Genomic DNA, 25,213 nt, shown 5'->3' on the forward strand with positions numbered 1-25,213 from the left:
GAGTTGTTCCTTTTCGCCAGATGCGGCTTAAACTCGCCACAGCACATACTCTCAGACGTCATCAACGTCGACGAGTCGCGTGACACTTGCCTTTCTGATCGACCCTGTGACACTTGTCGCGTTTGCTTCAACGATCGGATTTAAGGAAATGACCTGCTCTTTCGCCTTGTCCGCCGGGTTCGTGGACTTGCGCGACAACCAATCGCTGTTGCTCAGTGTGCACAAGGCATACGCTTTTACGGGAAGCAGGAGAAAGAGGTTGATCGGGGTGTGCAGCGAAAAGCCGAGAAAGCGAATATCTCGGGCTCGGAACGCGGCGACACAGCAGCGCACCATGGTCATCGCTGCGATCGTCACACCGGTGAACCAAGGCACAGTCACGGTGAATGCAAGTTGCGCGAGTCCTGTCAACAATGACAGGGCGAGCAACAGCGGACCGAGATTCTGTCCGACCACATCCAGCGTGAGATAGCGCCCGAGCCCCGGCAGCAGGTGGAGCGAAAGCAACGTATCCCGGAATGTGCTCCTTGCCCAACGAAGCTGCTGCCGCAGATAGGGTCCTAGGCGATCAGGCACTACCGTTGCGGCGATTGCGTCCGGCACGTACTCGGTTCGAAAGCCGGCTTGCAGCATGAGAATCGTGAGGTGACGATCTTCGCCGAAGTCGCTTGGCTTCCCACGGAACAACTGCGTCTCATACTGATCCAGCAGCGAAAGAAGCGCGGACCGGCGGTACATTGCACATGGGCCACAGCAACACATAACAGCGCCGAAGCGGGCCTGTGCCGCGCGCTCCTCGTTACAAGCCAGCCAATACTCCATATCGATCAGCCTGGTTAACCAGCTGTCGTCCCGATTGCTGGCAGTCAGCTGGCCCATAGCGGCACCGATCGCCGGATCCCGCATTTTCATTGCAAGTTTTGTGACCACGTCGTCAGCAATCATCGTGTCGGAATCGACGTTCAGCACGAGATCTCCGCGCGAGCGACGTATCGCGGTAATCTGCGCCTTGCGCTTTCCAACGTTCTTGCGTTCCAGAATAATATGGAACCTCGGGTCGCGCGCGTAGGCGTCATAGACAGGTCGGACAGCATCACGGTTTGAAGACCCGTCATCAACAACGTATACCTGCAGCTTTCCCGAATAGCTCTGCCTTGCGATGGCCTCGAGGCACGCGGACAACGTCTGTGGGGTCTCATTAAAGCAAGGAACGATGATATCCACGCTCGGCAACACGCCAGCGTCCGGCACATCGTCCGGTAACGCTGGGTCGTCGCCCTTCATTGCATAAATCGCTTGCGCGCTTTTGTAGACTGCCGAAAGCAGCGCATAACATGAGATCGCAACAGTGCTAGTTGTGGCAAGCAGGTTCATGGGGCCCGGAGCTATTCAGTGGGGTTGAGGAAGCGGGCGAATTGTAAATCCGCGGCCGCGCATAGCTGGAATCAGGCGGGAAAGCGCCTTCACGGTCTGCTCGCGTGGACCTCTGGGATTGTCCCGTTGCAGCTCGCCAGGAGGACATCCGTCATGGAGGAGAACAATTGCTCCCGGTCGAACGGAGGCCATAACCGTGTCGACAATTGTATCGGCACCGGGACGCGACCAGTCCCGCGGGTCGACCGACCAGTGCACGGCAGCGAGTCCGGCCATCGCAGATGTCTTCACCACTTCCTGGGTCCACGCCCCATACGGGGCGCGCATGTATCGCAGGGAGGCGCCGGGGCACGCACTTTTGATCGCCCCGCTAGCAGCTAGTATCTCGTGCTGCACTTCGGCGGGCTCGCATTCGGACAGATACGGATGACTCATCGTGTGATTGGCGACTTCGTGTCCCTCTGCGATTATTCGTCGGATTAATTCCGGCTGATCGCCCGCGTAGACGCCGATGACAAAGAACGTGGCGGGCACATTGTGCTCCGCCAGCACATCCAGCACATCCGGAGTGCAAATGGAGTGAGGACCGTCGTCGAACGTCAAATAGACGCTTCGACCCCCGTTAGCGTCAACGTACTCGCTGCGCACTTCTAGTCCGCGGTCGACATTTCTCACAGCTCTGGCCCGTTCCGATCAATCATCGTACCGCTCGGCCATTCACTCATTGGCCGGCTAATCGGCAAAACTACCAGGAGTGCTTCCTCGACGAGCGTGGGTGACATGTTGAGATATACATCCCGATGGGTCGACCGCACGCGAACTCCCGTCAACACATTGGCCATCCCGTTCCGGCCAATCCGCTCGATATGCTTACGCATCGCGGGCCGCACCGCGGCGAAACCGAACGGAGCATCGAGCTTCCGCAGCATCGGATATCCAACGCGCATCGCTCCCTGATAGGTGACCCCGTGCCCTTCCACGTCTCGGCGTACTGCGTAAAGCCCTATTTCGGCTACCAGGAGATCAGTCTCCCCGACCTTGATGAAGCGTCGTAGGATGCCCGCATGGCCAGCTACGCCGCTTGAGTCGTAAGCGATTATGCGCAGTTCAGGTCTTGCACCAGCCCAACTTCGACTGCCTTCAAACGGCGCCGCATTAAACTCACCGTTTGCCCCGTATGCTTTTCGGAAGAACTCGGCGAGTTCAGTATGATCAGCGAGCGTTAACTCATTTTCCCAACACAATCTCCACCGCACCTGAGAGTGCGCTAGGAGATCGCCTGTAGAGCTGGATACAGACATATTCATCGGTGCCTCCGACGTGCGGCCGGGCGTTCGAGAGTAAACTTGCTTTCAAGACGATTTGACTGCCTAGAGTTGATCGTTTGGGCGTCCTCGCAGAGGCATCTGACACCTACAATCGGCAACTCGCTTGCCGCGAAAGTAGGAGCAACTCGACATTACCTCCAGTCTACGGAGGTAAGCGGCCGATATGGAAAGGGTTGGAAACGCTATACGAAGGTTTATCGGACGCCTTCTTGAGCAGGCACGTGGATGTCGCCGCACGCCTGCGTGATGCGTCTTGCGCGGCTTGAAGAGCGTGCCGGCCAGGATGTCCGTGTGTCTGCTCGGCGTATAACTGAGGCTTCTTGCCAGAGCCCGTGCGAAGACCGCCAGCCATCTTGATGTGCCTCGTCTCGATTTCTACAAACTGATGTTTGCTATCCAACATTCCCCAATTTGGTAAAATCGATTGTATCGATTTAACTCATCCACACGATGGATAGACTCACAGCATGCGGTTCAAGGGCCTTGATCTAAATCTTCTCGTCGCGCTCGATGCGCTGATGACCGAGCGCAATCTCACTGCAGCCGCGCGCAAGATCAATCTGAGCCAGCCCGCCATGAGCGCCGCCGTTGCACGGCTGCGCACCTATTTTCGTGATGAACTATTTACGATGAGAGGCCGGGAACTCGTCCCAACATCGCGGGCGGAAGGACTTGCTGCCCCGATTCGCGAGGCTCTGCTGCACATCCAGCTCTCTATTATTTCGCGCGACACGTTCGATCCAGAACAATCGACTCGCCGCTTCAGGGTGATCCTTTCGGACTTCATGACGATCATTTTCTTTCGAAAGATTATAGACCGCATCGCGCGGGAGGCCCCCGCAGTCCGGTTTGATCTGCTGCCGTTTTCAGATGAACCTGACGAACTCCTACGGCGCGGTGAAATCGATTTTCTGATCGCCCCGGAGCTGTTCATGTCGGGTGCGCACCCCAAGGCGACACTATTTGAGGAGACACTTGCCTGCGTAGGCTGCCGATCAAACAAGGAGCTATCACGCCAGCTTACAATTGAAGGGTACATGTCGATGGGACATGTTGCCGCCAAATTCGGGCGATCGCTAAGGCCCAATATCGAAGAATGGTTTTTGCTGGAGCACGGCCTCAAGCGACGAATCGAGATCGTCGTGCAGGGTTTTAGCATGATCCCTCCAGTCGTGTTGGACACCGTTCGAATCGGGACGATGCCTTTAAGACTGGCTAAGCATTTCGAGAAACTGATGCCCTTACGGATCGTCGAACCCCCGCTCCCACTTCCCGCGTTTACCGAGGCTATCCAATGGCCGGCCTTTCATAATACTGATCCGGCCAGCATTTGGATGCGGCGACTGTTGTTGGAGGAGGCATCCAACATGGCTCTCCTCGCTAAGATTTCCTCAAGTCGCAGACGCTGCTAGTTTCTCTCGTAGCTCTCTTAGCACTCTTACCGAAATAGATTTGTTCGGCTCCTTACCCTGGAGCAGTTCTTATTCCTATGCCCTGGACCGTCTCATGAGCTGCTTGCAGGGCCCAGGCTACATTACGGAAGGCGAGCCGCGATTCGACATTTGTCGCAACGTGCTCGAGTCCCACGTTAAGTGCTGCTCGTGAGTGGCCAGCTCCTCCTCGTTTGCGGCGCTGCGGCCAACGGTCTTTGCGCAGCGTCCGTCATCAATGCCCACGGCAACATCAAGGAAAAGTAGAGTAGGCGTCCATGCCGCACTGACGCTGCATACCGTTTCGTGACCGGCGCTTTCTAGCGCAACCCGCTTGAACCCGACGTAGCGTCAGGTTGTAGAGTTGCAAACAGCACCCCACAGGAGGGACCGCAGCTCTGCGCGTTCCGGATCGCTCTTGCGATCCTTTGCGCAGGCGTCCGGGCTCGTCGCTAACGATCTCCGAGGTGATTGACGTGGTATGGCAATCCGGTAGTCGGACGCAGCACTGAGCCCTTTGGATCTTTGGCGGTCTCAGGGGCGCGGCAAACCCGCTTGCTGCGATCAATCGCGGGCGCATCCTTCGCGCGATAGGCCAAAACGATTCTGGCACAGCCGCGCGATTGAGACTGTCACAGGCGCTATTGCTGGTTTGCACAGCACAAGCGCACACTTCGAAGAGTGAGTATGCGCTTCAAGGGCCTGGATCTTAATCTTCTCGTTGCACTTGATTCTCTGCTGACCGAGCGGACACTCACCGAGGCCGCCCGTCGAATCAATCTCAGCCAACCCGCCATGAGTGCCGCCGTTTCCCGGTTACGCGCCTACTTCGGGGATGAACTATTTGCGATGAGAGGCCGCAGACTCGTCCCGACATTGCGTGCGGAACGCCTCGCTACGCCTGTTCGCGAGGCTCTGCTGCAGATCCAGCTTTCCATTATCTCGCATTATGAGTTCAACCCGACCGAATCACATCGCCGGTTCGTGATTCGTCTCTCGGATTGCAGTACCCTTGTGTTTTTCCGACGGGTCGTGGCGCGCGTTTCGCGGGATGCTCCCAACGTCAGGCTTGAGCTGCAGCCCCCCGCCGACGATCACGACGAGCTCCTCCGCCGCGGTGAAGCAGATTTTGTCATCTTGCCCGACATATTGATGTCCAGCGCGCATCCTAAGGCGAAGCTATTCGAGGACCGGCTCGTGTGCGTCGGCTGCTGCACAAACAAGCAGCTATCTCGCCGGCTCACATTCGAGAGATATATGTCTATCGGACAGGTCGCAGTTAGGTCTGCGCTTGCGCGAAAGTCCGCGGTCGAAGAATGCTTTTTCGTTGAGCAAGGCCTCAAGCGGCGCATCGATGTTAGCGTGCAGAGCTTCAGTATGATCCCAGCCATGCTATTGGGCACGGACCGTATCGGGATGCTGCCCTTAAGGCTGGTGCGGCATTTTGAGAACACGACACCACTACGTATAGTCGACCTACCGTTCTCACTTCCCGCATTCACCGAAACAATCCAGTGGCCAGCTTTTCACAACAGCGATCCGGCAAGCACATGGATGCGAGAGCTAATCATGCAGGAGGCTTTCTGCATGCCCCCGCCCGACGAGTCCACGCAAGCCTCTGGCGTCTCAAAATTAGGTCAAGTCGTCGCGTCAGCTCCCCCACCTTGTGATCCGATCTCCCTGGATTCTCCATGAGAACCCATTGCTATCTCTTGTAATTGTCGTTTCTCGAACCGCTTATGTTCCAGCCACCTCCTTGGCTTGCGTTGTACTCTCGCCGTCCGGCCCGCGCCTGCGCTCCAGACGCACACAGCAGCTCGTCCCCTTTGACTCTGTTCTCACGCTATTGTGCACACCGCTGCAAATTGCTATCGAGCCGGCCGCGCGAGCAACGGCTCAAGCCGGCAGTTGGACTCGCGGTAGATGTAGAGTCCAGTAATCGACAGCAGAAACAAAGTGCGATCTTCGCTTGGCTCAATCTCTCCCGCGCACCCGTGCCCCGCTAGAGGATTGGCGGTAGCACGGTTAGCTCAGATCTATCGCAGGGCCTGGATCGCGCGCTCCTGTGTTGCCCAACCGCATCACTCGAGCGCGCACGGCATCAGTGACGTTCTGCACCGCCGGTACGTCCCGTTTTGGCCCTACCGCGGCCACACGCCTTGCCCACGCGCGCTCGTCTCGCGCAATGATATCGGGAGCTGAACGTGCAGCGCTACTATGATTTCTTGGGGCCGGAGGATCTTTCGGTATTGGGTAGGATCTTTGATAATGCCGTCACGGCTCTGCCAGCGTCTATGCGCACCCCCGAGAATCGAACGGCAATCGCTAAGCTTGTGCTGATGCGTGCAGGTGCAGGCGAGCCACAATTGGCGTCATTAGTGAGTTTGCTGAACCTGATTTCTCCCGCAGCTTGATCGAAGACGATCCAAAATATCCACCATGCTTGCGCCGGAATGGAAGAAGGTTCAGCTAGCCCCTTGAAATAGCTTGAATCTTACGTGACGTCAGGTTGTAGGCTTTGAATTGAAACACATGACCAAAGCTACACCACGAAGGCGTCGATGGCGCATCGGAGAACTTGCAGATGCTACCGGAGTGACGGTACGCACCCTGCATCACTATGAGCACACGGGTCTGCTTGCTGCGTCGGAGCGCACCGACGGCGGTCACCGGATGTACGATCGTGAAAGCGTACAGCGAGTTCATCAAATTCTAGCGCTGCGTGAGCTTGGCTTCTCCCTTCACGAGATACGTAAGGCCATGGAGGGGCGCACTTCGCTTACGGATCTATTGCGCTCCCATTTGGAGCGGATCGAGCTGCAAGTGACGCGTACGACGCTGCTGCGGGATCGCTTGCGCAACATGACGACCGATGGTGATGTACAGGTGAGCGTAGACGAGTTGCCTGCCACCTTGAATGCCATGTCGAGGGTCGAGAAACGTGCCCAGTCCCATCGATGCACATGCAAGCTAGCCGCCGAGCGAGAGGAGCGATGGCGACGAATCCGCGACGAATTGCGCGATTGCATGGATCGCAGTGAGCATCCCTCCAGCGAGCGCGCGAGAGCCGTAGCGCTAGAAGCGCGCTTGCTGTTCAGTGAAATCGCGGGAGTTGAATCGACCGTCTCGACAATCCTGAAGGTTCTTGCACGGTTGAGCGCCCCTCGGAGCCTGGCGGGCTGGGATCCTAATCTAATGCAATATCTCGATCTCGCGCTTGCCGCGCTGGAGAACCAGTCGCACTGACGCGTGGCCCGCGCGATGCGGGCACGTTCACTCTCGGGTTTTAGAAGCCGCGATCCCTAGACGTCGGCGACACATTCGAGTCGGACTCGCGTGTCGTCATTTGAGAACTTACCGCGCCCTCTTACGGTACGGCCTCTACAATCCACACGCCTTGCGCGTAGTGATTGATCGCTTTGACCGACAAGAAAGCGCTTGAAACGCACGTAGCGTCACATTGTACGGTCCAGCGCAGATAGCCAGTGCTTCCTGGCAACGACACGATGATCCTGTGAAGTTGCCAAGTGGACCTGATTGTCTTGGCTCGCGCGGCGCCCTGCAAAGGATTCTAGGTAATGAGACGCCTTGACAACATAGCAGTTGCGATACTCGCGTTCTTTCTCGCGCTCGCAGTTGTCGCGACGTTGTTGTTGCTGGTGGCGGGGCTCGCGGAACTGTCTAATGCTGACGTGCCAGATTGCCAGCCGATACCGGACGGCAAACTGCTGACACCATCGCGGATCTGGTACCGCGGCTCTCAACCGCCTAAGAGGCTGTGACGGTTCCTCTACTTCTGCAGATTTTGCTCGGAAGAGATTCGACCACCACTTGAAGATCTCGCGTCGTCTAGCCAGTTTGGTTTGCCGTTTTCCTCGCCACAAATGACAGCACTCAATTGCTGTCATTACGGCAGCTCTCGGCGGTCAAGAGGGAGAACACCATGTCGGACGAAAAACTGCAAAACGTGCTTTCTTCTCTTTCTCCGGTGGCGCGCCAGTTAGATGTCCTGCCATCCGGCCCGCCTGCCCCGGACGCGAGCTATGTGAAACTGGATACGAATGAGAATCCATTCCCGTTGCCGCTCATTGTCATGCAAGGCGCGCGCTCGGCTCTTGAGCGGCAGTACCTGTACCCAGAACATGACAACATCAGCTTGAGGGAAGCAGCTGGCTACGCTTATGGCATCGCGACGGATCAGGTGATTGCCGGCAATGGCTCATCCGAACTTCTTGGGCTGCTCTACAGAGCTTTCCTGACCCCGGGAGATCGCGTTGCAATGCTTTCACCCGGCTTTTCATTCAACCGCAAGCTTGCGATGTTGCATGCTGCCGAGCTCGTTGAGATAGAAAGTGCGGAAACCCCTTCCTTACCAATCGAGAAGCTGGTTTCGGGCCCAGCGAAAGACGCCAAATTCGTTCTTTTGGCTAATCCGAACAATCCGACCGGCGCCTACGTTCCGCTCGCCGATGTCGAACGTCTGCTGGCACGATCGGACCGCCTAATCGTCCTAGACGAAGCCTATGTCGACTTTGCACCCGACAATGGCCTACGGCTCCTGAGCCGCTATGCGAATCTTCTGATTCTTCGAACGCTCTCAAAAAGCTATGCTGCCGCCGGCATACGCGTCGGCTTCGGCTTCGGTCATCCCGCGCTTATTGGCAGGTTGCGCAACATCCAGAACGTTTTCAATATGAACGTTATCGGCCACGCAGTTGGCATCAGCATCCTCTCCCATCGCGCAGCTTATGAAGATAACCATCGACACATCAGAGATGAAAGGCAGAGAGTTGCAGCTGAGCTATCTCAGCTCGGCTTTTGCGTACCACCTTCCCACGCGAACTTCGTGCTAGCCCGCGCCCCTGTCGGACAAGATGGCAGTTGGTGGCAAGCGGCTCTGGCGAAGGAGAAGGTTCTCGTCGCCTCCTTCCCCGATAAGAGCCTCGAACGCTGTATCCGTATTAGCATTGGCACTAAAGATCAAATGGATGCGTTTCTGGCGGCGATCAAGGCGATTTCAGCCCGCATAAAGACCCGCAGTTGCTAGCTGCGCGCTTCCCAGCCGCTCAGCAGGAAACTGACATGAGGGCAAGATGATCCCAATGGACTTGCGATGAACAATAGTGCCCCGACTTGAGCTCCGATCCGGGCAACAGAGGTCAGCACTTTGACGATCACCTTTGCGGATCGGCACGGGATCAGGTGCCGAACGATACACCCAGAATAGACATCTAACGGCGATCATATGACAGACGTCGACAACGGCCTGAAGCCGACAGGCCCTTCCCGCGTTCTACAATCGGAGACAATCGAGTGACGAATCGCAAGCCTTCAAAACTGACCTGCGGAATTTTCGATCATCTGGACGACGACGGCCGCGATGCCGCGCGACAGTACGCAGATCGCCTGACCTTGGCAGAAGCGTGCGACTCTCTTGGCTTCTATGCATATCATTTGGCCGAACACCATTGTACGCCGCATGGGAGGGGTCCGTCCCCGAATCTGTTCTTGTCAAGCGTCGCTCAACGCACGCAGCGGCTGCGTATCGGTCCCCTGGTAATGTTGCTTAACCTCTATCACCCGCTGCGAGCATTCGAGGAGCTGTGTATGCTCGACCAATTGAGCGGTGGTAGACTAGAACTCGGCATCGGACGGGGCTCACTGCCGATCGAATTGGGTTATTTCGGCATTAGCGCCAACGATGCTCCAGGACGGTATGAGGAAGCCAGCGAAATCCTCTCGAACGCGATGAAAGACCACACGCTTTCCTACCATGGGCATCATTTTGAGCTGAACGATGTTCCCTTGACGCTAAAGCCGCTTCAGCGTCCAACTCCGCCAACCTGGGTCGCCAGCAATCGGCCCGAATCGGCGGCCTGGGCAGCTACCAACGGCGCGAATCTCGCGTGCATAGGCCCCTCCTCTATCATTCGAAAAACTACTGATGCCTTCCGCGCGCATTTACCCCGCACCCCTAATTCTGATGATCGAGAGCCATTCACCGGATTGCTCCGCATGGTTGTAATTGCGCGTTCTGATGAAGAAGCATATTCGCTGGCGGCAACTGCGTACGAACGATGGCTCGAGAGCTTTATGTTCCTTTATGAGCTCAATACCGTTCCGACCCCACCTAATCTGCCGCTGACTTTCGATGCGGCGCTTGAAAGCGAATTGTGCGTCGTCGGAACGCCCGCTTCCGTCCGACAACATCTTCTTAATCAGATGGAAGAGGCGGGCGCCAACTACCTGCTTTGTCAGCTTGCATTCGGCAATCTTCCGCTGGATGTTTCGGTTTACACCGCAGCCAAACTCCAATCAGAGGTTGTCGCTCGGCTTTGCTGACGACATCTTTGCACTATTTGAGCTCACTCGATAACAGGCGAGCTTCTTCAGTCCAGGCGTTACGTGCCACGAAGTGGCACGTACACTACCGAGCGAGCAGCCGTTCCTCGTCCCTCATTAGGAGGTCCACAAACTATCTCCGCGAGCCGCTTAGCGCGTCGGCACGCCGCGGAGCCTTGTCAGCGCTTGGCAGGCGCATTCAAAAATGGGCCGTCTTGAGCACCGGGCACGCCCTGTTAATATTTCAGATCCTGCGAGGACTCCGCGGGCATCGCGATAGCAACGACCGACATCTACTAGCTACCTGCTTCGTTCTCTGACGTTGATAATCGCGCACGACGCATCCCGGATGGCCCATTGGCGATCTGGATGTGTCCCATAAAAACAATCGATTGTACCGCTTTTACACGAATACAATACATAATTGCCTGCCCTAGGAGCAGCTTCCCGGACCGTCGCATGACCATGAATTCTCCACCTTGTACGTTTGCATCCGAATTCCCTATGGAACGCCCAGATGCCATTCGCAGCACCTTGGCGTCGTCTCCGAGTCGAAGCGGCTGCTCGCACAGCGACGTTACACGGTTCGTCTCCATACAATCGTTCGCTTGCAAGGTGAATGTCGTTTGCGGTTGAATTCACACCAGAAACTTGATCCGAGCTCCGCAATGTGTTCGTGCTTCTCGTCCCGTTATCAGCGCCACTTGATCACCACTTCCTGCCTTCGCTTGCTCAGCCCCACTGAGCAAGCGAGCACCCCATGAACCTATTTTCCACAACCGGCTCCGCCGCAACGACATGTCATGCGCTGCCTTCGACAATCATTAGACGCACGCAAGCGCTTGATTGCTTGGCGACGTAACGTTCGTCACTTTCCGACGACGTCGTCGAGATGGCCGCTCTGCCGAGCTGGTGCGTCGGCGCCTCCGCAGCAGCGTCGTTCGGCAGGATGTATATCTCTACCGCGCCATGCTTACGTTGCGCCCGCAGCTCCGGCGGACCCGCCATTTTACGGGAAAGGTCGCCTGACGGCACTTCGCTCGACAGTGTCTCAGTCTTTCGTCATGAGCGGCGTTCATCACGATCGTGCGCTCTGCCATAATGTAAAAGCGGATAGTTTTGCCAACCGCGGCAGGCACCGTGGCGCATGGCGGGCGCTCACCGGCACTACGTGCTCGACATCGTTTTTCTCGACACAGAAATCCCGCGCTCGCTCGCTTCCTATGACACCCGATACGTTGGTCCACAACGGGTAACAACAATTGGTCCTCGTGCAACCTGGAGTTTTACCAGACGGGAATGAAGGACCGGCCCGTCATCCGCACCTCGACTGCATTTAGTTAATCTGGAGAGACATCATGAACTTTGATTGTTGCAATTCGCGCGTCGATCACCTCAGACAAAGCATCGGCCGGCAAGTGGAAGCAGTTGCCGGACTAATCTGCGAGGACAAGAACGCGTTCGACGCGATGCAGTTGCTCAACAAACTGACAAGTGCACTTGTTGCAGCAGAACAGGACCAGGATCAGTTAGACAAGACGACTACCCGCCGCGAGGCTGACGGAGGGCGGAGTATCCCGTCACGAGCGGGGCACAGTGCGATTTACTATCCAGAAGACCTTGAGGTTTTGGGAACACTTTTTGACCGAGCAATCGCTGCCCTACCAGCAGCCATGCAAACTACTGCTAATCGGATTACTCTCGCAAAGTTCATTCTAGCACATGCAGTAGTCATTGAGGGGCGAATAGCTGTCTTAGATGCGGTCGATGACGCTCTTTGTTTCTGTCAATTGATCAAAGAGAGCGCCAGTTCACGCTTATGCTCTGCATAGATAAATACAAGGCACTCCGCCTGGCATTGCTCAAAGCGCTCTCTTCCAATTTGCCAGCCGAGTTGATGCACGCCGCTGCTGGCTCGCCTCCAGTTTCACGGCGCGAAATGACGTTGGCCTTGCCAGCCAAGACCTTAGGTACGTTACCCGATTGCTATTCACCCGCTAGTAGGCACCGCACGGCCGAGAGGACGCAACTGCATCCTCCACTGTCTGACAACGATCAGGGCAATGCACCGCTTGTCCGTTTGATCAGTACCTGCTTCGACGCTACCCGATCTCGATACGAACGCGCTCTAGGTGTTTAGTCCCAAGCTTTGATGGTGCATTCTTGTCGCACGATTCGAAGGATGTGCTATGGGACAGGTTTTACACGGCTGCGCCACCACGACGGAGGCGGTCCGTCGAGCAATACAAAATAGTCAAGAGAGCCTGAGAGCCCTCGCCAAGCGCTACGGGATCAACCAGAAGACTATCGCGAAGTGGAAGCAGCGCGAGACTGTCGCCGATCGTTCAACAGGCCCCAAGGAAGCTAAGTCGACAGTCCTTTCCATCGAGGAGGAGGCTATCATCGTCGCGTTCCGGCGGCATACGCTGCTGCCGCTCGACGATTGTCTCTATGCACTGCAGCCAACCATCCCGCATCTGACGCGGTCATCCCTGCATCGCTGCCTCCAGCGCCACGGCATCAGCCGATTGCCGGAGGTGGAAGGCGGCAAGCCTTCGAAGAAGAAGTTCAAGGCCTATCCGATCGGCTATTTCCACATCGACATCGCTGAGCTCCAGACCGCTGAAGGCAAGCTCTACCTCTACGTCGCAATCGATCGCACCAGCAAGTTCGCCTTCGTGCAACTGGTCAAGAAGACGGGAAGGACCTCAGCCTCGGCCTTCCTCGAAGCTCTGATCGCGGCTGTCCCCTACAAGATCCACGCGGTTCTCACCGACAATGGGATCCAATTCACCTTCCCGCCGCGCTACGCCGACGGCCCAACGGCAAGATACGTGATGCATATGTTCGATATGCGATGCGAGGAAAACGGCATCGAACATCGGCTGACCAAGATCAAGCATCCCTGGACCAATGGCCAAGTCGAGCGCATAAACCGCACGATCAAGGAAGCGACCGTTCAACGCTACCAGCACGATCGACATGATCAGCTCGAAGCTCACTTTGCCGACTTCATCACCGCCTACAATTACGCTCGGCGGCTGAAGACCCTGAAGGGCCTTACACCCTACGAATACATCTGCAAATGCTGGACTTCCCAGCCAGAACGATTCAAACTCAACCCGCTCCAGAAAATGCCGGGACTAAACAGCCTCCGGAAGATCACGCCAGGGAGAGCCCGTGCGAACGATCCAGAGCACCCCTTCCACGAACATCCGGTTGTCGCGTCCGGTCGAACCTTTCTGGTCGGGCCGGCCAATGATGAGCGGCGCCATGCGCTCCCAAGCCGCGTCGCTCAACACCAAACGATCCATCACACCCAAGGCCGCCTCCCAAAAGAAGCCTTGAATCTGATTTGGCCTCAAAAGGGTATCCCTAGAACTGCCGCTTACGGACAACCTGCTCATGCTTCCTTCCGTCTAGAATCGTCCTTATAGACCGAGCCTGCCGCTCTTCGTTATTTACAAGCGAGCGCGTGAGACGATCCATTGCTCTGCGATAACTCTGCTAGGCACGGCCGTTCTGATAGCGCGATTTGATCTCAACACCTTCAACACGCACTGTGAACGCCCAGCGTTTCATCCGAATATCCTGATTACACAACCTCCCGCTACGTGAGATTGAGGCAATTTCTCGCGCTGACATGTTGTGTTGGAGTTACAGCAATTCACAGTGATGTTGCTAATACGCAAATCGCCGGGGCAATGGAAAGGAACGATACTCGAATGAAGAATTTGCTGCTTTTGACTGCAAGCATCATCGCGCTTAACGCGGCGGCGCCCGCGTTCGGCGCGGATCTCGCCGCGCAGCCGGTCTTCACCAAAGCGAAACCGCCGCTAGTGCTGCCTCCAGCGATCTATGACTGGACCGGCCTCTATCTTGGCATCAATGGTGGATGGGCGTCGAGCAACAATTGCTGGGACCTCTCTGCAATCACCCCCGAAGGCTGCCATGATGCGAGCGGCGCCACCGTCGGCGGTCAGGTGGGTTATCGTTGGCAGATATTCAATGTAGTCTACGGCGTCGAGGCTCAAGGCAACTGGGCTAACTTCAGCGGCTCCAATGTCAGCGCCGCCGTCGTGCCGACAGTCAGCAATCGTACCAGAATCGATGCGTTCGGATTGTTCACGGGCCAGATCGGTTACGCGTTCAACAACGTGCTGCTTTTCGCCAAAGGCGGCGCTGCGGTGACCAGCAACAGCTATCGGATCAGCTTGGTGGCCACCGGCTCTGAGTTTGCGAGAAGCGACAATCTTCGTTGGGGTGGCGCGCTTGGAGCTGGTCTCGAGGTCGGTTTTGCGCCAAGCTGGTCGTTTGGCGTCGAGTACGACCACCTTTTTATGCAGGACAATGATATCATCTTCCCCGCGACCGGTGGGTCCGGCGATCGCATCCGCCAGGACGTTGATCTTGTCACTGTTCGGCTCAACTACAAGTTCGGTCCGGGTTTCACCAGATAGCGACATCGGCCCACATCGCGTCGCGAACCGAGAGCCCCGACCTTCGGCCGGGGTTCTTTCTTCAGATAATCTCCTATGCGGCACTGACACGCTCGGCTGGGCTTCCAAGAGCCTACATTTCGTACCGCGCAAAACCTGCTTTGTGGGCGTTCCCCATCTCGGCTGGCCATCACGAGGTACTCGTCAGCGCCGTGTGCCAACTGAAAGCCGAGCCCCTATTGTGTAGTGGGAAGATGATTATTCATGGTCGGAGACGACGCGCTGCGCCTGCAACGACGAGCCTGACCGGGTCTCTATTTGCGAGGTCGAATTTCGTCGAACGATGATGATCACAATTTTCCCGCTCGATACCATCATCATTCAGCGCCGCCACTTGGCAATCCAACTCAACGTCATTGCGGAGATTCAGATGAGATCGAGCCGAATCGTCATAACGATAGCCTGGACCCGACTGGTCGCGCCCAACTTTCGCATTGCGTTCTTGAGATGAAAGTTCACCGTATTCTCGCTGATTTGCAGTATAACGCCAATTTCCCACGACGATTTTCCTTCCGCAACCCATCGCATGCAATCTAGCTCCCGCTCCGATAGCGTCACTTTCCTGTTGCAGCTACTCTCCGAGGGACGCGATATCTCCACACACGCGGTGTGAAAGTTCCAGGCCAGTGCGTGGAGATGACTTATACGGTGCTGAGGATCAGCATCATCGAACCGAGATGCAAATGATACCACCGATAGTCGACCCAAGGGTCCAAACAAGGGCACGCTCATGCCGTGTTTCAGACCCGCCTCTCTGGCCTCTGTGAGCACTCGCCGTTCGTCCGGCTGTAGTTGATATTGCTTGGGGAGTTGGTCCCACAGAAACGGCCGCGAAAGCATTGGTGCGCGCCGGACCACGGGATCGATTGTGTAGTATTTGCGCTCAAAGTATCGATCGCACCAATCCGGCGGCCAGTTCACTGCTACTGTGGGTGGTGGATACTCCGGTAGGCGAAGCGGCTCCACAAAATTGAGAGCCCCGTAGGCAACCTCACTAAAGCCCTCCTCGGTCGCGCAATTCACAAGAAGCTGGAACAACGCTCTAAGGGACTGCGTTTGATTTGCGCATTCTGTGAAGCTAAAGATATCCATTTTAGGCGCGACGGGATCCCGGTCCAAAAGACGACCGGTGTTGCGCTGTCCGATTGAGTTCGTTTCGGGTGGAGCTAGCTTCCAATCCATCACCTGAACTCTTGGCTTCGCTTTTCGTATATGAACGCTCGCGGGCTAAAGCGAATGCTCTTCCCGAACTGCTTGGTCTGCGCGAATGGGCCGCTAGTCGCGGGCGGGTCGATTAAACAGCGGGCCGGCCCCGGTCGACCTCGGGCAAAGGCTGACCGGCGCGGCACGACCGCCGCGCGGACATCATTTCGTCCTCCACCTGGCTCGCCGATGATGCGACCGGCAAGGACGCTGTTGTCGGCCCAATCAAACCTCGGCGCGTTCTCCTCCGCCTTGATGGCGACCATCAGGTCTGCACCTTCCATCCCGAGCTGTATCGTGGCCGCAAACACTGGCAATGACCACAATCCATATGTCCGGTCAGCCGCTCGGATCTGATCCTACCTTTCTGCAAAGGTTGGCAGCCGCAGCCTCCTCGGATCCGAGCAAGTGCAAGGTGGCATGCGTTCGAAGAGTTGACTGTCCGGGGCATAAGCGAGATCGCTCTTCGTGAAAGCGGGCTCCGCTTGGAACGAACGCTCGTCGCTTCGCGATGCCGAACGCAGCGCGATCCCCGGTATGGCGCTTCTGCGAATTAGGTGAGGTGCAGCGCGCCAACCAGTTCCTCCATACTGAGCTCGACCCGAGCGCTAAAAAGGCTGACGTTGCGGTCGCAAGCGAAAATGACATCGGATGGGCCATATTCGTTTTCGCATTCACATCACCACCAGTACGCAGCTGGTCGGGTTCCTGCCAGCGGATTGCGCTGTGCCTGGAGACGATCGGCAGGTCGCTCCATAGCCTCGTGCGGATCAGGGATCGCCTCTCACGCGCATAAGCAGGCTGGACAAGGACATCACCCGGACACGCAAAACATCCCAATACCTGCGTGGTGCATAGAACACTTTGCATGCTCATCTCCAGTAGGAGAGGACCTCGGATGGAAACAGCAAGTGTCGTACCAGTTGGCGCGCTCAGGAAAAACGCGTTTTGCGGCAATAGCTTGAGAGGATTAGGGGGATTGCTCGCATCACATGCATTGGAGCAATCGCGACATCGGGATGGAATGCGACATTACCAGTGACTTCGTTGATCAATTGAGCGCGACTTGACAACGTAGCAGCCGAACGACACCGGTCGGCGCCGGGCTAGCGCACTCCGCAGGTGGGTCGCTATCAATTTGGCCGCCGGTTGCTTTCGTCTTGCTCTGCCGCGGAGAGCGGCTTGGCAACATTTCTAAGGATCGTGGCGCGGCAGTTGGCGAGCAACTCCTTCGTGTACGCCGTGCCAAAATAATCCAGCACGAAAGTGCCAGTATAAGTCGTATCGTCTGTAATGCAGCTGATCAGGCTCTCGAGGATTGGCCCAACTTCGCTGACGCGATTGCAGTACCGGGCGCGAATTACATTAACGGCATTCATTGAGTGAACTGCTTCGTCGGCAATCACCTCCCTGAGCCAAAGCAGAAAACGACTGCTCCCAAGTCCGGCATAAAATTCCCTCTCCGCAGCATAGGCGCGGCAGGTACACATTTCATCAAACGCGATCATAACGATGAGCGAGAATTCATCCTCCAAGAACTCGCTGATTGCGCTAAAATCATGCGTTCGCGCGTCCAATCTTTTTCGAAGATCCGGTTCGGATCCGCCAGCGACGAGTTCCATGATTTGGATGAAACCGTCGGTATGGCGTTCTTCGTCAGCAGCCCAGGCATTGAAGAACGCCTTCGCTTCGTCGGTTTTGATCAAGTTACGGATGCACAGCTCCTTCTTTAAATGCCTTGCGTCGTATTCCGTATACAACTCAGGCCACAATCTGTCCCTACGTGCCCGCACAACCGATGCGTTAGCGGTAAACATCGCCGGCGTCAGAGCATTGAACAGTTCTTTTGGACTCCAATGCCGTCGAACCGGCGTGTTCATTCGACTACCCTGAGAACTACGAAAGGCGTGAGCGATCCGGCAGACGCATTTGGCGCCCGATGCTCGAACCGCATACTTACGGCGCGCGGAGTATGCTGTCGCCCCCTTGTTTTGGGGGGATACACTTTTTGGCGATATTCCTTCAACCCTAAGTGATCGGTTCGACGTCAACAGAAGCGATTAACTCGATCACCAAGGCGCCCCGACGCACTTTGCCGGGATGGAAGTGCGCCGGGTCGTCCCAACCATCATCAGTACATCCGTGATGATGATGGTTGGAATGAAACAACCAGCGTGGCGGAATTGAGGCTCGTCGCTCCTTTGATCTTCCAGTCCGAATATTTCGTGTGCGGTCGTCAAAACGAGCTTGAATCAGACGTAACGTCAGGTTGCACGACGGTACGTGTCGTGCGGGCCGCACAATTCGGTGCCTGAAGACCTGTGATGATTGTCCGTTGAATCAAAGAGCCAGTCCAAAAGGCAGACAATTGTTGCTCTACTTGCGGATCATTCAACCCGATTTCTGCAATCTGCTCGCCGACCGGTCGAAGTCTAGGCCTATCGTCAGCCGCTTCTAAGTCGAGGGACGAGATAATCTAAACGCCTAGCGGTTTGTTCGCAAAGGGCGGCATCGGTACTGATGGAATACCCGGCTTCGGGTCCGGCGTCCGCAGCGAAAGCTTACAACAGAGTTCTCGATCATCATGATTATCATCTTCTCGCGCTAGGCATATCAAAAAAGTCGTTGACCTCTTCCTACACACGGCAGAGCCAGACCAACCGGGTCAAAAACCTCGCGCAGCTTAACCGTTTGATAAATGCAGCTTTAGACGGCGTCCTTTCTCGGACGCTATCGATTCTGACGGCACACGAAAACGATATCGGCCACCTTAGCAAGTTCGACGGAACGGCGGATTTCTCGGCTAACGCGGACCAATTGACATAGCGCAATGACACGGGCGAGCGCAGCCGTCAGCGTCATGCTGGTAAAGCCATGGGGCGGCGCCGTTGCAGATCTCATTCCTGAAAAAGTATTACGACGCCCACCTGCCTTGGTACACCATCTATCCAACTGTACCGGAATTCTCCGCGGTTGTCGGCGCCGAGACTTGTGAGAAATGGCTGAGGAGCTTACCGGCCGACGGCGCTGTGTCGCTCTATCTCCATATTCCGTTCTGTCGCTCAATGTGCTGGTATTGCGGCTTCCCTACGACTTTCACTCGCCGGAATGCGCCAATGTTCGATTATTTGGCGGTGCTGCGTGACGAGATTCGTTTGGTAGCGGAGCAAGTACCGCAAAGTCTGCCTGTGAGTGACGTACATTTTGGAGGTGGCACGCCGACGCTCATCGAGCCTGAGGAGTTCCTGGCCCTGATGGACGTTTTGCGTCTTCGCTTTGCATTTAGGAAAACGGCTACGATCGCAGTCGAGATCGATCCGCGCACGTTTACGATGGAGATGGCCGAAGCCTTGGGAGAAGCCGGCGTGTACCGCGCAAGCCTCGGCGTGCAAAGCTTCGATCCCATCGTTCAAAAGGCGATTAACCGCGTCCAGAGTGAGGCGCAGACCGCAGCCGCCGTCGAAAATCTACGCCAGCATGGAATAGACCGTATCAACTTCGACCTCATCTTCGGCCTCCCTCATCAGACGGTGCAGTCCTGTGTCCAGTCGGCGACGACGGCCGTAGCCATGCGCCCCGACCGGCTTGCGGTTTTCGGCTATGCGCACGTTCCTTCGTATATGAAACGTCAGCGCCTGATAGATGAGGCGGCGCTACCGGATTACGCGACCCGTGCCGAACAGGCAGCGGCCGTGGCCGATACGCTGGTCGCCGCCGGCTACCACCCAATCGGGCTCGACCATTTCGCCTTGCCACACGACGAGCTCTCGCTAGCGCAGAAAACTGGTCGCCTGCGGCGCAACTCCTTGGGCTATTCAGCCGACAGCTGTAGCACCGTGATCCCGTTGGGCACGTCGGCCATCGGCCGTCTCGGTGACGGCTATGTCCAGAACGAAGTTGTAAGAGGGTCCTACAAGGAGCGCATTAGAACCGGCCGTTTGGCGACGTCAAAGGGATATCGTCTCACTAACGAAGACCGCGTCCGGGCTGCAATCATCGAGCGGCTGATGTGCGATTTGGAAGCCGACGTGTCGGCGATCTGTACCGCCCACGGTTTCGATCCGCTCTCTATTCTCGATTCAGCTGAACGATTGGCGATGCTCGCCGAGGACGGGATCGTTCACATACAGAACGGCTCTATCCGCGTGAGGCAGGAGCACCGCTTCATGATTCGCACCGTTGCGGCTGCATTTGACGCCTATCTCGACCGCAAACCTTATTAGCGCCCGCAATCGGCCTTAAAAGATTCAAAAGCATCACCGCCTGTCGCGAGCCGATAATCGCGGGAGGCCAGGCGGCTCGATTTGTAGAAATGGTTCTGCGAACCCGGATTGCCGTCGGCTAGCGCAATGATGGCGACGACCTTAGCGAAGTCTTATTGCGAACACCAACGCCACCGTAAGATTTGGGTACCGTAACCGAAAGCCGCTTGCGAAAGCGGCCTATCCGTTGAATGGCAACGTTAGGCGCAGGACTGCCCCAAAGACGTCACCTGGCTCGTCAGCCTTCGGTCCAATGAGTGCGTGCCCCCAACGGAAACCGCCCCGGCTGGTTCGGCAGGCCGCTGTCTTGGCGGGATTCGAGACGGCGCGGAGTTGGGGTGAAGGAGAAGCCGGAAGAGGAGAAGCTGAGGGTACCTGCGACAAGTCTATTCGTAAAGTCAGAGCGGCGATTGGTCCGAGGGTCGCTTCAAGTCGGCTCCCTGAGCATCGAAACTGCGATTTAGTTCTGCGATCTGATCGCTCGCCTTCTGTTGTCCCGATTGAACCTCAGACAGCCTAGTCAACTACCAACCCTAGCAATTGATTGAGATGAAGGAGGCGTGGCAATCGTCGCCAACGAACGTCGCGCGGCTCAAATGTCAAGGAATTCGGGATGAACGATAGATCCGGCTGCGCCACTGGACCTGATGCATGTGCAAGCTCGTCACCTGCGACGGCAGGTCTGCCTCCACCGCGACCTCGCCTTTCTCACGGAAGTCCATGATGCTCTTTCGGTCCCGCCCACTGACCGTGCCGACTTCAAAGCTGTCTAGGGCCACTGTCCGACACATAAACGCCGACGACGTCGCGGTGCACCCGTTGGTGAGGAGACCCGACAACGCCTGAGCGGATCTTGCTGGGATAGAACGGCCGTTGCGCATCGTGACGGTAGCCACCCTCGGACGTCAAAGATCAAGGTCAGTTGTAATCAGGCCGGAGCGCAATCCGCCAAGGCCCGCAAATACGGTGGCAGAGTTCACTATGCATGCTCGCTCTGTTGTGGCGGTTCCGATCCAGATATGCTCGATCGCAGCGCGCGTTTCAATCCATCGATCAGCTCCAAAGCGAGGAGGGCTTTTGGTCGCTCTTTCGCTCGCAGCGAGTCTCGCAAGCAATTCGACGCCGGTACAAGCGAACAACCTGCTCATCCCGAGAAACGACACTGCGGATAGGGATGTCAAAAGAGGCCCAAAGGATCCGGCCCTGACACTTCAACGCAGCCAACCCAAACAACCAATGTGTGCTTCCGGCCCTTCTGCCCTCGGAAGCATTTCCAGCATGCTTCCGACCAAGTGCAACGGTGCGAATGCAGCTGCAACGAACAGAACTCAAAAAGCTATCGACCCATTCGCAAAGTTTGAAAATCTTCGCGAGAAAGGTATGTGGCTCAATATACCTGGTCCTGCCGACACGATAGATCAGGACAAAGATGGTATTAGATCCGCGCTTGCGGACGTCGGAATCGGTTACGTTGGCGGCACAGTAAACAGCCTCGTCAATAATCAACTACCAGGCGCAGCCAGAACCAGCATCGCCAATCAACTATACATGGGACAGAATCCGACATTCGGTTCAGTGAATTTCATGATCGCCACCTACGATCTCAGTCGCTTTGGAATTCCAGATGGTCAGCTTATCGTGGGCGCTCTCCAGCAATATTGGACATGGAAATCAGCGGGGCCCGATAGGCTTGGCATCAATACAATCGCTTACTACCAGACCTTCTTCGACGGAAAACTCGAACTCAAAGTGGGTTATCTCAGAAATCAGAACGAATTCGCGGGCACGGTGGTGGGAGGCAACGCAAGCGCGAGTGTTTTGGGGCCCTCATCAAATATCCTATTTCAAGCCGGGATGAGCAACAACGCAGCGCCCACGCCAGCTCTCAACCTGAAGCTCAACATCGATGATCACGTATATAACAAGGTCTCAATCCAGCGCGCACTCAGCCCAGATGGTCAGTATGCGCAGATAACCGAAAACCCGACCGGCCTGGACTGGAGCACGGCCAATGCGGGTGTTCTTTGGCTCGATGAGATTGGCTACAAGAGCAAAGCTGCTCCGGGCTCACCCGAGACTTGGTTGCGAGCCGGTATCGGCTTCAACAATAGCAGCTACACAAATATGCAATATCCAACGCAGCCGCGAACCAATGCGAACAGCGTCTACTACGTCGCTACTGACCGACAGATCTGGCAATCTGACCTTAATAGTGCGCCATCACGTGGCATCTATGGTGGGTTCTCTGTCATGTATGCTCCCCCCGACCGGAATCGAGTCAGTCAGTATTACGAGGCACGTCTCTATGCGAAAGGTCTGTTTGACGGCCGGCCAGGCGATCAGATTGCCATCGTTGCCACGAAATCCACCTGGAGCAACTTTGCAGTAGATGCAGCCTTAGCTAAAGGGCATCTCGTGCACCGCGACAGCACAGCAATCTCGGGAACCTACACGGCGCATTTGGCACCAGGGATATACGCAAGCGTCGGAGTGACATACATCAACAACCCAACAAGCATTATACACACGCGCGAAACAGGACATGCTCTGAATTTATTGGTATCTACATCGATCTTCTTCTAAGTCCCTACAGGCCGACCCGAGTCTACGCTTGGTAGCCTGCGCAGACCTTTAGCGTGAGGGTTTTATGGCCAATTCTTCAGGATCGTTTTTCGTGTTCGTCGGCCCATCAAAATATAGCAGATCCATACACGAACGTTCTGCCGATGGGTTGTCAATCGCGCTCGTCGACACTAACGAGTCTGCACGTAGATTACCACGACTGCTCGAGAGGGTAACAACAGCGACTTGCGCACAGCTAACAACAAGGCGTCGACAGATTCCACGTCAGCCGGCACCCAGGCCGTGCAGATAGCGAACCTTCACCCGAAATGCGACGCCATTCACAACACGCACTAGACTAGGCCGGCCGCAATGAGTGCTCTTGCGACGATCTCGAAATACTGGGCAGGAATCGGGTTACCGAGCTTGGCGTTGTGGATTAGCTCACTGACTAACATGTGGTCATCGGCAATACTGAGCCCAAGTGCCCGCGCCTCATCAGAGAGTCTCGAAGCCGCTTCGCGCTCGCCGCGGCAAACCAGGACCGGCACAGCGGTTTCGCCACGGACGTAGCGTACTCCGACCAGCATCTCCCGCCCAGTCAAGATCAACGTTGCGCGACGCACGCCGAGCGGAGACTCATTCGCCTGCTCCCGGCGCAGACGACGGTGTTCCCGTTTCAGCTCCGGATTGCCCTGCTGCTCCTTGAACTCGCGCTTCACTTCGCTTTGTGTCATGCGCATGCCGCGCAAAAACAACCAGCGCTGGACGAGGAGATCGATCAGTCCGCCAATCAGAAACGCACCGCAGGCAATCCCGATCAACAGTTTCACTTCCATGAAGACGAAGCCGAAGCAGCCCATGCCGCAGACCGGCAGATAGACCAGCGCCTTCCACGCGCCGACAACGATGAGGAGAAAGATCACGCCGAGGGCAATGACCTTGAAGACGGTCTTCCCAAGCTCAACTAAGGAGCGCAAGGAAGCGACGCGCTTCAACCCTTTTATGGGATCAATGTTCTCGAAATTCAGCTTTACCGGCTCGAAGGAGAAGACTATTCCACCATTCGCCAGTACTGCCGCCAGAGTCGCTCCGGCGAGAATAGTTCCGAGAAGCGGACCAACAATTCGCAGAGCAAGTTCGGGCAAGACGCCGAGCGCCAGCCGGACCGCAACATCGAACGGCTCCTCCAGCAGCTTGTCAGCCAGCACTAGCGCTGCTTCGCACCTATCCTGGATTGAACCGGCCTCCAACCAGAGATAGCCGAGACCGGCGCAGCTGCTGACGGCTCTAACAAAATCGCTGCTGTGCGGAACCACTCCCTTCTTGCGCGCATCGTTGAGCTTCTTGTCAGTGGGGGCGAGCGTTTTCTCTTCGCTCGTGTCGCTCACTTCAGTTGCCTTTCAAACCTCTCCAACTCGCCGCCGGACTGGATGAATTCCGATTGCATGTATTCGATCAGATAAACCGCATAGGTGACCATGACGATCGCAAAGCCGATATTTTTGATCGTCAAAGACAGATCCTTGTTGTTGAATTGCGGTGCAAAGCGTTGGAGCAGCATCGCTGATATATCGATCAGTAGCAGGAAAACCACCACGGGCCCCGCGATCAGGACGGTGCCACGTATCATACCGTCGAGCATGCCCAGCAGCTCCCTTATCCCTTGCACGGTCAGCGTGGGTCGAAACTGATACACTGGCAAGACCAGATAGCTGCCATAAAGTCCGCTGATCATGGTCTGTAGGCCTCCGGATACGACGAAAATCGTGATCGCGGTGATACCAAGAAACAGTCCTGTCGCCGAAGCCTGACTGTGCGTCGCGGGATCAGCGGGAGCGACCACGCTGGTGACGCCTCGTTGGACGTCGATGATCTCCCCGACAGCTTGGATGGTCCATAACGGAATGCTGAGCACGGCGCCGATCAGTAGACCGACACACGTCTCCTTCAATCCCAGTAGCGTGATCCTGATCAGATGCGTTTCTGGGTCCAGCGTCTTCAGGCCATCGCCGATTTGCCCCAAATACGGTAGCTCGATCGCAACGGCCAGGCAGCCGCGGATCAGCCTGCCGATCTGCGCGCGCGTAAATACGGGGAGAACGAGCATGATGCCAGCGGGTCGGGCTGCACCAAGGCCGGCAGCAACAACGAGTTCGATGGCCGCATGGATCAGACTTTGAGTCTCGGTGGTTGACAGCTCAGACATCGCG

The 25,213-nt window shown here is 56.4% G+C and carries 17 protein-coding genes and 2 pseudogenes; 11 read left to right on the forward strand and 8 right to left on the reverse strand.

Annotated elements, in window-relative coordinates:
- Positions 1 to 51 precede the first annotated feature (51 nt).
- The 3 genes from nodC to QA639_RS34055 are packed head-to-tail and all read right to left on the reverse strand — an operon-like array spanning position 52 to position 2,681.
- The gene (nodC, locus tag QA639_RS34045; protein WP_317248070.1) at positions 52 to 1,374 is read right to left on the reverse strand and encodes a chitooligosaccharide synthase NodC; all 1,323 of its coding nucleotides are present in this window, start codon (positions 1,372 to 1,374) and stop codon (positions 52 to 54) included.
- 15 nt (positions 1,375 to 1,389) lie between these two features.
- Positions 1,390 to 2,049 (reverse strand): chitooligosaccharide deacetylase NodB, encoded by a 660-nt coding sequence (gene nodB / locus QA639_RS34050; RefSeq protein WP_283088240.1) that lies wholly within the window; start codon positions 2,047 to 2,049, stop codon positions 1,390 to 1,392.
- The gene (locus QA639_RS34055; RefSeq protein WP_283088241.1) at positions 2,046 to 2,681 is read right to left on the reverse strand and encodes a NodA family N-acyltransferase; all 636 of its coding nucleotides are present in this window, start codon (positions 2,679 to 2,681) and stop codon (positions 2,046 to 2,048) included. Before QA639_RS34055 ends, nodB begins: the two co-directional genes overlap by 4 nt.
- 488 nt (positions 2,682 to 3,169) lie before the next feature.
- Here QA639_RS34055 and nodD1 point away from each other — a divergent pair, with 488 nt between their 5' ends.
- The 8 genes and pseudogenes from nodD1 to QA639_RS34095 all read left to right on the forward strand — a co-directional run.
- Positions 3,170 to 4,114 carry a transcriptional regulator NodD1 gene (gene nodD1, locus QA639_RS34060; protein ID WP_283088242.1) on the forward strand — a complete coding sequence of 315 codons (945 nt, stop codon included), beginning with the start codon at positions 3,170 to 3,172 and terminating at the stop codon, positions 4,112 to 4,114.
- A 705-nt stretch (positions 4,115 to 4,819) separates the two neighbouring features.
- Positions 4,820 to 5,827, forward strand: a complete 1,008-nt coding sequence (locus tag QA639_RS34065; protein ID WP_283088243.1) for a LysR family transcriptional regulator — start codon at positions 4,820 to 4,822, stop codon at positions 5,825 to 5,827.
- Between the two features lie 509 nt (positions 5,828 to 6,336).
- Positions 6,337 to 6,546 carry a hypothetical protein gene (locus QA639_RS34070; protein WP_283088244.1) on the forward strand — a complete coding sequence of 70 codons (210 nt, stop codon included), beginning with the start codon at positions 6,337 to 6,339 and terminating at the stop codon, positions 6,544 to 6,546.
- Positions 6,547 to 6,664: 118 nt separating this feature from the next.
- Entirely contained in the window at positions 6,665 to 7,378 is a 714-nt protein-coding gene (locus tag QA639_RS34075; protein WP_283088245.1) for a MerR family transcriptional regulator, read from the forward strand.
- A 697-nt stretch (positions 7,379 to 8,075) separates the two neighbouring features.
- Positions 8,076 to 9,179 (forward strand): histidinol-phosphate transaminase, encoded by a 1,104-nt coding sequence (gene hisC, locus QA639_RS34080; RefSeq protein WP_283088246.1) that lies wholly within the window; start codon positions 8,076 to 8,078, stop codon positions 9,177 to 9,179.
- A 266-nt stretch (positions 9,180 to 9,445) separates the two neighbouring features.
- Positions 9,446 to 10,474, forward strand: a complete 1,029-nt coding sequence (locus QA639_RS34085; RefSeq protein ID WP_283088247.1) for an LLM class flavin-dependent oxidoreductase — start codon at positions 9,446 to 9,448, stop codon at positions 10,472 to 10,474.
- Between the two features lie 1,358 nt (positions 10,475 to 11,832).
- A complete protein-coding gene (locus QA639_RS34090) occupies positions 11,833 to 12,306 on the forward strand; it encodes a NolY (protein ID WP_283088248.1) in 474 nt (157 codons plus the stop codon).
- 357 nt (positions 12,307 to 12,663) lie between these two features.
- Positions 12,664 to 13,623 (forward strand): annotated as a pseudogene (locus QA639_RS34095) (IS481 family transposase); the annotation flags it as partial.
- A 3-nt stretch (positions 13,624 to 13,626) separates the two neighbouring features.
- Here the strand turns inward: QA639_RS34095 and QA639_RS34100 are convergent.
- Positions 13,627 to 13,788, reverse strand: a pseudogene (locus QA639_RS34100) (transposase); the annotation flags it as partial.
- Between the two features lie 411 nt (positions 13,789 to 14,199).
- On the opposite strand from QA639_RS34100, the gene QA639_RS34105 reads away from it, so the two are divergent.
- A complete protein-coding gene (locus QA639_RS34105) occupies positions 14,200 to 14,934 on the forward strand; it encodes an outer membrane protein (protein WP_283088249.1) in 735 nt (244 codons plus the stop codon).
- A gap of 405 nt (positions 14,935 to 15,339) precedes the next feature.
- Here the strand turns inward: QA639_RS34105 and QA639_RS34110 are convergent, their stop codons facing one another.
- Together QA639_RS34110 and QA639_RS34115 are read right to left on the reverse strand one after the other, a co-directional pair.
- Entirely contained in the window at positions 15,340 to 16,065 is a 726-nt protein-coding gene (locus QA639_RS34110) for a LuxR family transcriptional regulator (protein ID WP_283090664.1), read from the reverse strand.
- Positions 16,066 to 17,309: 1,244 nt separating this feature from the next.
- The gene (locus QA639_RS34115) at positions 17,310 to 18,056 is read right to left on the reverse strand and encodes a hypothetical protein (protein WP_283088250.1); all 747 of its coding nucleotides are present in this window, start codon (positions 18,054 to 18,056) and stop codon (positions 17,310 to 17,312) included.
- A gap of 1,008 nt (positions 18,057 to 19,064) precedes the next feature.
- On the opposite strand from QA639_RS34115, the gene hemN reads away from it, so the two are divergent.
- Together hemN and QA639_RS34125 are read left to right on the forward strand one after the other, a co-directional pair.
- Positions 19,065 to 20,399 (forward strand): oxygen-independent coproporphyrinogen III oxidase, encoded by a 1,335-nt coding sequence (hemN, locus tag QA639_RS34120; protein WP_283088251.1) that lies wholly within the window; start codon positions 19,065 to 19,067, stop codon positions 20,397 to 20,399.
- A gap of 1,317 nt (positions 20,400 to 21,716) precedes the next feature.
- Positions 21,717 to 23,021, forward strand: a complete 1,305-nt coding sequence (locus QA639_RS34125) for a carbohydrate porin (RefSeq protein WP_283088252.1) — start codon at positions 21,717 to 21,719, stop codon at positions 23,019 to 23,021.
- A gap of 332 nt (positions 23,022 to 23,353) precedes the next feature.
- Here the strand turns inward: QA639_RS34125 and QA639_RS34130 are convergent, their stop codons facing one another.
- Together QA639_RS34130 and sctT are read right to left on the reverse strand one after the other, a co-directional pair.
- Positions 23,354 to 24,391: an EscU/YscU/HrcU family type III secretion system export apparatus switch protein gene (locus QA639_RS34130; protein WP_283088253.1), complete on the reverse strand. Its 1,038-nt coding sequence runs from the start codon at positions 24,389 to 24,391 to the stop codon at positions 23,354 to 23,356.
- On the reverse strand, positions 24,388 to 25,209 hold the full coding sequence (gene sctT / locus QA639_RS34135) for a type III secretion system export apparatus subunit SctT (RefSeq protein WP_283088254.1): 822 nt from the start codon (positions 25,207 to 25,209) through the stop codon (positions 24,388 to 24,390). Before sctT ends, QA639_RS34130 begins: the two co-directional genes overlap by 4 nt.
- Between the last annotated feature and the right edge of the window lie 4 nt (positions 25,210 to 25,213).

Origin of the sequence: Bradyrhizobium pachyrhizi, assembly GCF_029714545.1 — a bacterium.
Lineage (GTDB): Bacteria > Pseudomonadota > Alphaproteobacteria > Rhizobiales > Xanthobacteraceae > Bradyrhizobium > Bradyrhizobium pachyrhizi.

Bases quoted from the DNA above. Each gene is read 5' to 3' on its own strand.
- nodC (WP_317248070.1), bottom strand. From the start codon at position 1,374: ATGAACCTGCTTGCCACAACTAGCACTGTTGCGATCTCATGTTATGCG.
- QA639_RS34055 (WP_283088241.1), bottom strand. From the start codon at position 2,681: ATGAATATGTCTGTATCCAGCTCTACAGGCGATCTCCTAGCGCACTCT.
- nodD1 (WP_283088242.1), top strand. From the start codon at position 3,170: ATGCGGTTCAAGGGCCTTGATCTAAATCTTCTCGTCGCGCTCGATGCG.
- QA639_RS34065 (WP_283088243.1), top strand. From the start codon at position 4,820: ATGCGCTTCAAGGGCCTGGATCTTAATCTTCTCGTTGCACTTGATTCT.
- QA639_RS34075 (WP_283088245.1), top strand. From the start codon at position 6,665: ATGACCAAAGCTACACCACGAAGGCGTCGATGGCGCATCGGAGAACTT.
- hisC (WP_283088246.1), top strand. From the start codon at position 8,076: ATGTCGGACGAAAAACTGCAAAACGTGCTTTCTTCTCTTTCTCCGGTG.
- QA639_RS34090 (WP_283088248.1), top strand. From the start codon at position 11,833: ATGAACTTTGATTGTTGCAATTCGCGCGTCGATCACCTCAGACAAAGC.
- QA639_RS34105 (WP_283088249.1), top strand. From the start codon at position 14,200: ATGAAGAATTTGCTGCTTTTGACTGCAAGCATCATCGCGCTTAACGCG.
- QA639_RS34110 (WP_283090664.1), bottom strand. From the start codon at position 16,065: ATGGATATCTTTAGCTTCACAGAATGCGCAAATCAAACGCAGTCCCTT.
- QA639_RS34115 (WP_283088250.1), bottom strand. From the start codon at position 18,056: ATGAACACGCCGGTTCGACGGCATTGGAGTCCAAAAGAACTGTTCAAT.
- QA639_RS34125 (WP_283088252.1), top strand. From the start codon at position 21,717: ATGCTTCCGACCAAGTGCAACGGTGCGAATGCAGCTGCAACGAACAGA.
- sctT (WP_283088254.1), bottom strand. From the start codon at position 25,209: ATGTCTGAGCTGTCAACCACCGAGACTCAAAGTCTGATCCATGCGGCC.